The organism is Chryseobacterium mucoviscidosis (assembly GCF_002177115.1).
GTDB lineage: Bacteria > Bacteroidota > Bacteroidia > Flavobacteriales > Weeksellaceae > Chryseobacterium > Chryseobacterium mucoviscidosis.
The window spans coordinates 1-12,241 of record NZ_MVAG01000122.1 but is presented as its reverse complement, the minus strand read 5'-3'; the positions used below and the strand labels follow the sequence as shown (position 1 = coordinate 12,241).

Genomic DNA, 12,241 nt, shown 5'->3' with positions numbered 1-12,241 from the left:
GCTATATCTTTTCTACAAATTCAAGAAATCGTTTGACAAATTTTTTATTTCTATTTTCTTCAATAAAACTTTTTATAAAATCTAAATCCTGAAAACCAGCATCATAGGAAAGATATAAAGCATCTTCCTGAATAAATTCATCTTTAAAATTTAATAATAATTGATAAAAACTGATATCTTCTTCATAATAATCGCTGTACCGGAATACTGATAATATTTTATACAGAGCGTATAGATAATCGCTTGAAATCCTTTCATATTCTTTATTTTGTATGTACATAATCAGTCGGTTCCAAAATCTGGAAATATCAATATTATCCATAATCTTGATAACGTTAATTACGGTTTCACAGTCTGTACTTTCCAGTCCTTTAAGCAAAATATCCTCATCGATTTCTTTAAAATATCTTTTATCAAGCATTGATAAACCTTCGAACAGATATTTCTCCTGAATACTCAGAATGTAATTTCTGTCATTTAACTGCAGTTCTTCCGGTTTTGGATGTAATTGTGAAACCAATTGAGCTGCAAAATCCCGGCACATGTATTCTTTATCAAAAAGCAACATATACGTTCGCTTTAATACTTCCTGTCTGTAAGGATATTGAAGGTTTCTAAATTTACCCTCTTCATAAAGGTATCTTATGATCTGAGTTTTCACTTCCCAACTTTTTCCTGCATACAAAAAGCAGGTCGCCAGTAAAGGTATGATTTCGAAGTCTTTATTTTGGGAGATATACTTCAGCAATAGTTCATTATCATAACCTTTATGATAATTTTTAACGTCGAAAACCTTCTTAAATAAAGATGTTAATTCTTCATTTTTAATCGGTCGATGAATACTGATCCTGCTTTTACCAGAATACTTTTCGTTTATTACAATTTCTTTGTCTGAATCCAGATTAAGATTGATATCCAGTAAAATATCGCTTTTTTCCTGCTCAATACAAAGACTTAAATCACCTATAATACATCCGACAATCTGTAAGCAATCTGTATTTAAAATAATTTCTGATCCCCTTAAATCGCAAAAGAAAAATGAATGTTTTTCATTCAATTCTATAATTTGATTATTAATAATCTTACCCAGTGTCTGTTTCATAAATTTTACTTCACCATGTTCTGCTGTCAATTTCGAAGGTATTGTTTAGAATTTGTTCTTTTATTTTGTCTAAACTTTCTTCCATTCGTATGTAATTTCTTGATACGTTGCTTATATCTCCGACAATATATTCATAATCAACAAATTCGGATATTTCAGATATCAGCTTTTTTTTGTATATTTTGTTTATAGATCATATCACTTCCTGCAAAGGAAATTACAAAACCATGCAGGAGCTTATCATCCCATGTTAAATAATTAATATCTACTTCCAACCTAAAATCCGGATGTCTGTAAGTAAGTAAACCTAGCCCTTTCCATGAACAGATCAAGTCCACAACTTCTTCTTCCGTCGTTGAATTATCCAGCCAAATCGGTTCTTTTTCTTCTTCATTTCTGCAATCGTTAAATACTACGACTACATAATCACTTCTTTGAAGAGCTAAATCAATAGAATTTAATTTTTTATTAAGATCTGAAATAAATGATTTAGGCTCTTTTCCTTCTTTTAATAAAAATAATGTCTCGTCAAAATAGCTCATTTGGATTTTTGGTTATTCAATTTTATTTCAAACATGATTACAACATAGACCTGTTCTCATTATTATTTTACCTCCAAGAATTCAAAACATACTTAGTAAAATTCATTTCCATGTCTTTTATTCGGTCTTCGAGAGCTGTAATTCCTTTTGTAAGATATTCCTTTTTTTCAGGATCAGTCAGCGTATGGATTGCATCAAAACCCGGTGCCGGAGCAGAAATCGGAACAGACAATTCAATGGTGTCGCCGTTTTCATAAATATAATAATACCAGTCTTTTTTTTCTAAAAGGTTTTTCATGATTATTTTTTATTGGTCTTAAAACATTAAAATATAATTTCCTTCATTCAGATCTAACCATCTATTATCTGATTTTCTCAGCCTCTTCAATATTGTATCTAATCCTTTTATCATCATTTAATAAGGAACTGAAAATCTCAAAATATTCTTCAAACCTGTGTTTATCGTAATGAACGATAACCGGAAAAAGCTGACTTGCCTGATAATATTTTTTATTCCTCAAAGCACTTTTCATCGCCTCTTCAATTTCTTTCAGTAGCGGTTCGCAGTCTTTTTTCAACAGAAAATCTTTTAAACAGGATTCGAAAAACCTATCTCCATAAATGTTTAAGAAATGTTTTACATAAGGATATAATTCCTGTTCTTCTTTTCCATTAAATGTCGAAATGTATAATGCATCCACGATAACATCATACACATTATCTTCATTATAAATTCTGTGAGGCTCAAAGCTGTGCTTTTCATCCCATTTTTCAGAAATGAAACGGTCAAGCTGTACAAATCCTTCCAGAATTGCCCAAGCAACCAAAATAAGCATTGCCTGATAAGAAATGTAGGGATTTTTATGTTGAAGCAGCAGTTTCAGTTTTTCAACACGGTTTTCGTCGGTTTTGCCGATGAGCTGCACTTCTGTAAGATCATAACCTTCTTCGCCATCTTCGCTGTAATAGTACAGCGTATCATATATTTCGTTTTCCAATTCTTCTTAATTAAATAATTTATTTCAATTAAAATACCAGCAATTTTAAGAGTTCCAAATCCGGATGTCTTCTAAAAAAAGCATATATCTTCCGGGTTGATATTCACCGTAAGAAAATAAATAAATCAGATCATTTTTCTTCAGATAATATATTTCCAATCCTTTTTCAGAAATATATTTTTCAATAATATTATTGATCTGTTTAAAGCTGTTTTCTTCTACCATCAGATCAAAACTTTCATGATCTATTTCTTTTTTCAGTTCTTTTAACGGATGGTCATAAAAATCAATAAGCCTGATTTTCTGATGATTAACCTCAAATACTTTGTTTACACATTCTATTTCATCTCCATCAAACAGGAGTTGCTTGAAACTTTCGGATGATACATGATAATCAAATACTCCTCCGAAGATATCAATTAATAATTTTGCATATTCATCATTTTCGTAATCGAAATTTTTCATCGCCAAATGTCCTAAAGAATACCTTTTGTATAATTCGTTTTCAGAAAAAACAATGTCATTCTTTACTATTTTTTCATCGATATCAAGTAATTGATTATAGATGGAATGATACATGGAAATTTCAGGAAATAACTTCATTAGTTCCTCCGTTTTCTGTATCGCCAGATTAAGGGTATCTCTGTACGATTTTTTCATTTTTTCACTGTTCAGTCGGATGTACATTTTGTTTGTTTTTTTAATTCTTCTACAGCAATGATATTTGCACAGTCATTTATCTTCACAGGATACGCTTTGCTGAATTTCAGATCTTTAAAATCAAGATTCTGAAACCGACATTCAGAAAAAATTAAACCATCCACTTCTACCAACTGAAAATTTGAGCCAGAAATTATACAATTCCCAAAATAACTCCAGCCTAATTTTAAATTCTTAAAAAGACAAAACTCCACGGAAGTATCATAAAACTCTGCTTTTGTTGTTTCACTTTCTAAAAATATACAGTTTTGGAATCTGCACTGGTGAAATTCACACTTTCTGAGATACGAATTCTCAAAATTGACCGAAGAAAAAACACAGTTAAAGAAAGAACTTCCGCCCAGATTTACATTTCGGAAAACTCCGTTTATAAATTTTGTATTACAAAACACAGCTGAATTTAAATTTTCATCAAATAATTCCATATTGCTCAACTCTTCATTTTCAACGTTCAGCTGCTCTCCTCCTTTATCATGTATCCAATTTTTATGAAGCTGTATTTTAATTTTTATATTTTCCAAATCTTAAAATTGCATTTTATTCTTTTTGAAAACTTAAGATATTCTAATTATCGCGTTATCTTTTATGATTTTTTAAAATATCTTTTTTACCGTTTTATCATTTGTAACCAATCATTCCGAAATCATCACATTACTTCCTTTCGTATGCGCATTCATCTGCGGTGCGTAATAATTCTGGATCGTGGTAATTCCGTTTGAGAATATTCCGGATGCATTGGCGACGTAATCGTATTCGAAAACATACTTTCCTTTCGGCATCTGTTCAATGTAGAAATTCGTGGAAGCATCTTTGGTCGACTGATAATAGCCCAAACCATTTTTCCACTGATACCCCGAAAGTACATCCAAAGGTTCAAATCCTGCTTACAATGGTTTATTGTTTTTTAAAAAGGAAACAAAGGAACCAGCTTCATCCCTTCCGAATCCGGCGACGTTTTGATGTATTCTTTCTGATACGTTAGCGGCACAAGATTCATTTCTCCGCTTTCTTTCCACGTCTGCATGATTTCTTCTCTTGCTGCCTTTGCAACCTCATTATTTTTACTTCTTATTTTTGTTGTTTTCAGCCATTTGTTTTCAAAAGGTTTTACGGAAATCAACAAAATCTCTTCTAAATTCAGCTTTAATTTCTGAGGAACGGTATTTGACTGCATACCCAGCAAAACACCAAAGCTTTCATTTTTCATAAAATCTTTTGAAGTAATAAAGCTTAATGCATTATGATTGGCTTCATTTTCTCTGTTTACCCAGAGTTCAATATTGTCTTCGGTAAATTCCAGAGATGTTTCACCGAATTTCTCCATTAATGCTTTAAAATCACCATGCCCGATTGCAATTTGAGAAGTACTGTTTACGAGGGCAACAGCAAAATGCTTATGAATGATTTCGTACGGTATATTGCCGTGAAATTCCATGTAAAATTCGGCTCCGATTCCGTTATACTGAGAATTTTGACCATAATAAAAGTTTTCGTAAGGATCTGAAAGTCCGTCTGTCATCAATATCGTAGATCCCGGTGCATGAATAACCCTCATTTTGCATGAATTATGGTAAGAGCTTCCTCCAGGCCATGAATGATCTCTGAATCCGCCCACTCGCAGATAAATAATTCGCTCATCCAGTTTCCCTAAAGATTTGAAAAATTCATGCCTCAGTTTTTGGCTATCTGTTGTAGCTTTTTTCTGCTTTTCGTATTCCGGACTAAACTCTATTTGAGAAACTCTTAAAGGTTCAAATCCGTATTCTTCAACCGCAGGATCTGACTGTACGCTGAGATTACCGTTTTCATAGCTAAAAAAAAGACTATCTATTTTATTTTCCAACTGATGATAAATGGAAAGGATTTCTTTACTTCCGCCAAAATGCCCGAAAGACCTCATTTTATCGTTGTAATGATATGTGGAATCTATAAACATCCCGATTTCGTCCGCTTCTTTTTTAAAATGGATCAAAGCTTCCGCTTTCAGAAAAACATTATCATTTTCGCTGTATTTTCCAGCTCTGTCCTCCGTTTCCTTTTTAATATCTTCAAGAAACATCGGGATGCTGTATCTTTCAGCTTTAACGGGTTCTCCTTTTTTAAAAGTGAATTTTACCTTAGAATGTACCGGGAAAAAGTAAATAAGATCAGAATAATCATAATCTCGAAATTTATCCAGATGTTCATTCATCTCTTCCTTATCGTATTCTCCTACATGGAAATCATTGTAAAAAACTCCATTTTCATAAAAATAAATTCCGGTATTGGACGAACTTCCGTATTGATTTCTGTACGCTTCATAATGATAGGTACGTCCTTCAATAAGCAATTCGTTCATTTCTTCAGAAAGTCTGGCAATCAATTTTTGAGCTTCTTCTGAACTTAAATAGTTGTTTTTCATGTTTTTTAAATATTAGTTTTTTTAAAACGTTGGTATAGATAATATTTCCGGATAAGGGAAACGGTCTTTTGTATAAATAAGCTGAATAATGGCTCTTAAATATATACTGTTGCTGCGCATTTTGCAGTGTGTAAAGGCAATTGCCCATCCTGCCCTGAGATTATTGATCATTATTTTTTCGTTCCAAAAGCTGAAGGCATCAATATCTCCTGAATGATTACTGCAAATCTGGGTAAATTCCGCATGAGAAAGAACGTATATTTCATCTTCTTCTTCAATAAAAAAATTTTGCTCCCCGTAAAGTCTGTAGCCTTTAAAATCGTTCATAGAAATATCCATCACCTCACCCTTTACATCTTCGCTGCTTTCTGTGGTTAAAGCGATAACGGAGCCATTGTTGATGAGCGGAAGAATTCCGTCGGGATAATTATAACTGAATATATTGTCTGCAAAATACTTTTTAAGACCTTTTTTAGAACAGATAAGCAAAACACCACTGGTATCTTTTTCGAATTTTTTTTGCATTTTTAGTTTTAAAATATTTTAGTCAAAGATTAGAAATAAGTGTAATTCTTCTTAAATCCCAAATTCATCTTCTTTCCAGATAAAAAACATAACACTCGGCAATGCATAATAAGCCGCTATTTCAGGACGATCCAGTTGTGCTTTGAGATCCAGCTTGTAATTTTTTACTGCTAAATTCACTTCTTTTAAATTCGGTAAAGTGTTCAGAACTTTCACATCTGTAACGTTGGTTTGGAATAAATCCAAACGCTCCAGCTTTTTTAAAGGCTCCAAACCGGAAATATCATCCAGTTCTTCGCTTTCTAAAAATCCCAGCCATTTCAAATTCGGGAACTTATACATTTCCTTCAAATCAATATTATTCTGAATACATGATAAATCTAATTTTTCCAGAAATGGCATATTTCCAAAGGAAGAAAAACCTGTGATGTTACTGTTATACAAATCCAGAACCTTTAGCTTTTTCAAAGGTTTTAAATTCACCTTACCGGCTCCTTGAAGGCTAAGAAATTCCAAATTGGGGAAACGGCTAAACCCTTTCATTTTAGAGTCATTTCCATACAAATTCAGCCTTTTTAAAGATTCTATTTTGGGAAGTGTTCTGAGATCGAACTTTTTATCATTGATGATCTTGAGAGATTTTAAATGTTTTAAATTTTCAAATCCGATAAACTTTGTCCTCGAATTAAAAATTAAAAACTCCAGCTTTTTCAGATGTCCCAAATCGAAAATATGCTTTGTTTTTGCTATGCTAATATCCAGCTTTCTCAATTTTTTCAACTTCATAATAGATCTTCCCGTTTTTGCAGAAATTTCATAACCCAATTTTAAGGTTTCCAGTGAAGTAAATTGTCCGATGGGATAATCTGGAGCTTTTTTATCCATTTCTTCGTCTTCATAAAAATCCAGACTCATCAGCTGATCTTTTAACGGAAGTAATTTTGAGAAATTTTTTATCTCTTTACTCTCTCTTGAGAAACAGAGTGATTCAAAACTCTTCAAATTAACAAAAGACCTGAAATATTTATGTTTTTTAATCTCAGAATCTCTCATCTTCACTTTTTGAATCTGATTGGCAATAGGCAGAAAAGCATCTACATAAAATTCAGACTTATCAAATGAAAGAGTTTTAACCATTTCAAACTTTTCAAGATCCTTTACTTTTTTCACCTTAAAATAGGTAAAGCTTAATTCATTAATATAATTTCTGAGTGATACTGCATTTTTTAAACGAAATGGTTTCTCCGCCTTACTAAAATGACAGGTAATCTCTTTATTGAAAGGGTTTTCTAATGCTTCTCTGTTCTCAACTACCGTATCGGTATTCATTTTAATTTCTTCAAGTTTTTCAAACTCTGAAATTCCTTTAAAACTTCCAATTTTACAGTTTCTAAACTCAATGTCTGTTACTGATTTTTTAAATGGTATAAAAGAAATATCTTCAAACTTCGAGTTGAAAATATGGATCATGTAAATTGATTTTTCTTTTACTTTGGTGGGGTTACAAGTAAAAGTTATGCTGTCGAGATGTAATGAATAAAGTCCTTTTATATTACTGATTTCCTGAATATTATCAATATGACAATTATTAATAAAAAGATGCTTATGCCCTTTACCGGATGACGATATATGAAAGCTATTAAAACAACCTGCGTCAAAGCTCATATTTGAAAATCTGATTTCATAAGGAAATCCTGTGGTTACATTACACTCATTGTTTCTGAAAGTCACATTATCCAGAGTGAAACTGGAACAACTCTCTATTTTTAACAATTCGGAAAAATTGGCAATAGTACAATTGGTAAGTTTTACTTTTGTTACTTTAATAAGGTATGGTAAAAACTTTGAAAAATCCTCAATATCGATGTCTTTGAGATGTAAATATTGAAGTAAGTTATATTTTAAGTAATCTTCCGGTTTTATTCCTAAGATTTCCTCAATTTTCTGCGTTTCTTCATCAAGAACTGTTGATTTATTTATTTGATTTTCTACATTTTCAGTACTCATCGTTTACATGTTTTTATGGTTATTATTTAAATGAAAAATTTTTCTATTCAGCGGTTAAGAAGTTTTTAATAATGGTCTCACACATCTGCTTCAGCAATTGCATTAATCTCAAATTTCAATAAAAAAATCTCAGGTAGATTTAATCTTTACAACTTTTTCAGCTCAATAGAATTCTGCAAATAAAGCACAAAAGAGAGTAACAACAAAACGGAAAAAGAAAATTTAACAACTATGATTCTGCAATGATCCAAGAATTTTAAACTTCAGGCATAAAAAAAACCTTCAAAATAAATTTGAAGGTTTTTTGCGGAGAGTGAGGGATTCGAACCCCCGGACCTGTTACAGTCAACAGTTTTCAAGACTGCCGCAATCGACCACTCTGCCAACTCTCCAGAAACTCCGATTATATCGTTGTTTTCAGTGGTGCAAATATAGAATGTTTTTCAATTCTGACAAAATATTTTCCTGACAAATTTTAACAAGAATTAATAATGAGCTAAAAATCAGTTGAATTATTTCGGTTAAAAACTTTAATTATACCTTTTTAAAATGATTTTTGTGCGAATTGTAAACAAAAAACGCATCCCGAAAGATGCGTTTTTATATTTAATTTCTTAAGATTAATGCAATTCTGCAAGATACTTCTCTGCATCCATTGCTGCCATACAACCGCTTCCCGCAGCAGTAATCGCCTGTCTGTAAATATGATCCTGAACATCTCCCGCAGCAAAAACTCCCGGAAGATTTGTTCTTGAAGAACCTTTTTCTGTTACAATATATCCGTTTTCATCCAGATCAATCTGTCCCACAAAAATATCTGTATTCGGCTTGTGACCAATGGCAATAAAGATTCCATGAACATCAATGGTAGATTTTTCCTGAGTCTGATTATTGATGACCACTGCTCTCTCTACAAGGTTATTTTCTCCTTCAATACCAATTAACTCGTGGTGGAATTTCACTTCAATATTGGGCGTATTATTCACTCTGTGAACCATTGCTTTGGAAGCTCTGAATTCATCTTTTCTTACCAGCATTGTTACTTTGTTCACCAGCTTTGCAAGATAAGTTGCTTCTTCCGCTGCGGTATCTCCTGCTCCTACCACCACAACATCTTTTCCTCTGTAGAAAAATCCGTCGCACGTTGCACACGCGGAAACTCCTCCTCCATTATATTTTTTTTCGTCATCAAGACCTAAATATTTCGCAGTAGCTCCGGTAGAAATAATTACTGTTTTGGCAAAAATTTCTTTATTTCCTGCGTACAGTTTATGAACTCCTCCTACTTCTTTTGAAAATTCAACTTTAGTAATCATTTCATAATGTACTTTTGTTTCGAATCTTTCAGCCTGCTTCTGCAAATCCATCATCATTTCAGGACCTGTAATTCCGTTCGGATATCCTGGAAAGTTGTCGACTTCAGTAGTTGTAGTCAATTGTCCGCCCGGCTCCAGACCTGTGTACAGTTCAGGTTTTAAGTCTGCTCTTGCTGCATAAATTGCCGCTGTGAAACCAGAAGGTCCAGATCCAACGATCACACAATCTAAAATGTTTTGCTCCATATTCTGCTTTTCAAAAAAATTTAAAATTTCCGAGTGCTAATTTCGGAATTTTTACTGTTTATTTAAAGTTATTTTAATGATAGTTGTCAATATCTAATATGTTGAATTTCGATAGTAGCTGTTAGACATTGGTTGTCCGTTGACGGTAAAATTAAGGTCAATCAACAAACAACAATTATCAAAATCATACTTTCATCTTAATTTTATCGACATTTATAATTTTGTAAACCAATTCTTTAATCAGTTCTGCTTCGCTCATATTTACTGCGCCCAATCCTTTTCCTTTCATGTCGAATTCTCTTAAAATTGAAATGACTCTGGTTGCATGTTTTAATGGATATAATCTTGCCGATTCCGCGTAATCTTTTATAAAATAAGGATTTACACCCATTTGTACGGCAATTGTCTGAGGCGGCTGACCAATCATGGTGTTGTAAATAATAACATTGGAAAAGTAATTGTATAAACTTGCCAACATCATGACAAAGGGATTGTTTTTAGGGTTTTTGCCCATAAAATGTGCAATTTTAAATGCTGCGTTGGCATTTTTTGTTCCTAAAGCTTTCTGTAATTCAAAAACATTGTATTCTTTGCTGATTCCGATGTGGTTTTCGATGATGGTTCCGTCTAAAACCTCACCGTCTTTCAGGATGATCTTAAGTTTATTCAGCTCATTGGCAATTCTTGAAAGGTCGTTTCCTAAATATTCCGCTAAAAGATGTGAGATATTGGGAGCTGTTTTTATTTTTAGTGCGGCACATTCGTCTGCAATCCATTTGGGAAGGTTGTTTTCGCGGATTGATTCGCTTAAAAATAATACTTTCGCTTTTTCTAAAGATTTGGTGACTTTCTTTCGGCTGTCTAATTTTTTGTGTTTGTGCGCAAAAACCAGAACGGTAGACGGAACAGGATTCTGAACGTACATTTCCAAAGCATTGCTTTCGCTTTCAGCGAGTCTTAAATCCTGCGCTTCTTTTACAATGATTACCTGTTTGTCGCCCATCATGGGAAACTGTCTCGCCAAAGAGAGAACTTCCTGATAAGTGGTATCTTTGCCATAGACTACGGTTTGGTTGAATGCTTTTTCATCTTCTGTCAGAAAGTCGTGTTCGAGAGCTTTTACAGCAAGATCTATAAAGTAGGGTTCTTCTCCGTGAAAAAAATAAATCGGTAAAACTTCTTTATTTTTAATATTTTTGAGGATTAAATCTAATTCTTTCATCTTATAAATGGAACTTCCAAAACTGAATTTTCAGGAAACTTTTGATTTTAAATTCAAGAAAGACAAAGATAAGTTTTTTATTTATGATTTGGTTCGTAAAACTTACCTTTTGCTGACTCCTGAAGAGTGGGTACGCCAACACTGGATCCATTATTATCTTACAGTACAGTCCTACTCTGCTTCTGCATTAATTACGGAAAAAAAGATTGTTTTAAATGGTTTAACGAAGAGGGTTGATCTTTTAATTACTGAAAAAGCACAGCCTAAAATTTTAATTGAATGCAAAGCTCCCCAAATTAAATTAACGGAGAAAACTTTTGAACAAACCGCAAGATATAATTCTGTAATCGGAGCGAAAGAGATTGTTCTGACGAATGGTTTGCAGCATATTCATGCGTATTATGAGAATGAGCAGTATCAGTTTTATAAGCCGGAGTGAAAGTGAGAGTGAGGCTAAGGCTAAGGTTAAGATTGATTGAGGTTGAGGCTAAGTTTTAGGTTGATTGAGTTAAATTGATGATTGAAATTTAAATGATAAACTTTACAACTAATTCAGAATTAACCACAAAAGGGACAAGAGATAATGTTAAAGCCGAATTTCTATAATAATTAAAGTGCTCAAAAGAATAAAAATCAAAGATTTTTAAAAACTATTGTGGGCTTTTTTATTTATAATAATCAACTTTAAATAAAAAATTTTTTGAATATCCGTTAAACAACCTATTACTATGCATTGATATGAAAATCAATTATTTATAACAGGCACTTCGACAAGCTCAGTGTGACACCTCTAATACTAAACGCTTGATTTCTAGCGATGTCAAGCTGAGCCTGTCGAAGCTTTAGGTTAATAAACGGATAATCAATAAAAATTTAGTAGATCTTTTGCAGTTAAAGAAAAACTTGTTTAAACTTTTTTACCGCAAAATATTGTAACACTTTAGTTGTTTAAGTTTAATAATTAAATGGAAAAAAGAGCACATAAGTTAAAAAAAATCAAAGATTTTTTCTCTTTGCAGACTTTTGAAATACTTTAAGTAAATTCAATAAAGTCTTTTGTCTCTTTTGCGGTTAAATTTAAAATTAGTTTAAACATCCTATGTTACTTTCCAAATTTTAAAAGTTAATTTTTTTCTTTTTTTAAATATAATTTGGTTGATAT

Annotated in this window: 12 protein-coding genes, 1 tRNA gene and 1 pseudogene; 1 reads left to right on the top strand and 13 read right to left on the bottom strand. The window is 32.4% G+C overall.

All coding sequences use genetic code 11. The features are described 5' to 3' along the window. Position 1 precedes the first annotated feature (1 nt). The 13 genes and pseudogenes from B0E34_RS11950 to holA form a co-directional block, all read right to left on the bottom strand. Complete coding sequence (locus B0E34_RS11950) at positions 2-1,102, bottom strand: hypothetical protein (RefSeq protein ID WP_087709713.1); 1,101 nt, start codon at positions 1,100-1,102, stop codon at positions 2-4. Positions 1,103-1,257: 155 nt separating this feature from the next. After that, positions 1,258-1,644, bottom strand: a complete 387-nt coding sequence (locus B0E34_RS11945) for a hypothetical protein (protein WP_087709712.1) — start codon at positions 1,642-1,644, stop codon at positions 1,258-1,260. Positions 1,645-1,711: 67 nt separating this feature from the next. Further along, complete coding sequence (locus B0E34_RS11940) at positions 1,712-1,942, bottom strand: hypothetical protein (RefSeq protein ID WP_087709710.1); 231 nt, start codon at positions 1,940-1,942, stop codon at positions 1,712-1,714. Between the two features lie 64 nt (positions 1,943-2,006). Further along, positions 2,007-2,642 carry a hypothetical protein gene (locus B0E34_RS11935; RefSeq protein WP_087709708.1) on the bottom strand — a complete coding sequence of 212 codons (636 nt, stop codon included), beginning with the start codon at positions 2,640-2,642 and terminating at the stop codon, positions 2,007-2,009. A 45-nt stretch (positions 2,643-2,687) separates the two neighbouring features. Further along, complete coding sequence (locus B0E34_RS21500; protein ID WP_185117458.1) at positions 2,688-3,302, bottom strand: immunity protein Tsi6 family protein; 615 nt, start codon at positions 3,300-3,302, stop codon at positions 2,688-2,690. Positions 3,303-3,313: 11 nt separating this feature from the next. After that, complete coding sequence (locus tag B0E34_RS11925; protein WP_087709706.1) at positions 3,314-3,883, bottom strand: pentapeptide repeat-containing protein; 570 nt, start codon at positions 3,881-3,883, stop codon at positions 3,314-3,316. A 111-nt stretch (positions 3,884-3,994) separates the two neighbouring features. Then, positions 3,995-4,246: pseudogene (locus B0E34_RS11920) on the bottom strand (alpha-2-macroglobulin family protein); the annotation flags it as partial. Between the two features lie 20 nt (positions 4,247-4,266). After that, positions 4,267-5,763, bottom strand: coding sequence for a hypothetical protein (locus B0E34_RS11915; RefSeq protein ID WP_087709702.1), 1,497 nt, complete (start codon positions 5,761-5,763; stop codon positions 4,267-4,269). 21 nt (positions 5,764-5,784) lie between these two features. Then, positions 5,785-6,288 carry a hypothetical protein gene (locus tag B0E34_RS11910; RefSeq protein ID WP_087709700.1) on the bottom strand — a complete coding sequence of 168 codons (504 nt, stop codon included), beginning with the start codon at positions 6,286-6,288 and terminating at the stop codon, positions 5,785-5,787. A 51-nt stretch (positions 6,289-6,339) separates the two neighbouring features. After that, on the bottom strand, positions 6,340-8,295 hold the full coding sequence (locus B0E34_RS11905; RefSeq protein ID WP_087709698.1) for a leucine-rich repeat domain-containing protein: 1,956 nt from the start codon (positions 8,293-8,295) through the stop codon (positions 6,340-6,342). A gap of 307 nt (positions 8,296-8,602) precedes the next feature. Then, positions 8,603-8,687: transfer RNA gene (locus B0E34_RS11900), tRNA-Ser, on the bottom strand. A 228-nt stretch (positions 8,688-8,915) separates the two neighbouring features. Beyond that, complete coding sequence (trxB, locus tag B0E34_RS11895; protein WP_087709696.1) at positions 8,916-9,857, bottom strand: thioredoxin-disulfide reductase; 942 nt, start codon at positions 9,855-9,857, stop codon at positions 8,916-8,918. 184 nt (positions 9,858-10,041) lie between these two features. Continuing rightward, positions 10,042-11,079: a DNA polymerase III subunit delta gene (holA, locus tag B0E34_RS11890; RefSeq protein WP_087709694.1), complete on the bottom strand. Its 1,038-nt coding sequence runs from the start codon at positions 11,077-11,079 to the stop codon at positions 10,042-10,044. Positions 11,080-11,086: 7 nt separating this feature from the next. On the opposite strand from holA, the gene B0E34_RS11885 reads away from it, so the two are divergent. After that, complete coding sequence (locus tag B0E34_RS11885) at positions 11,087-11,518, top strand: type I restriction enzyme HsdR N-terminal domain-containing protein (protein ID WP_076393656.1); 432 nt, start codon at positions 11,087-11,089, stop codon at positions 11,516-11,518. Positions 11,519-12,241 lie beyond the last annotated feature (723 nt).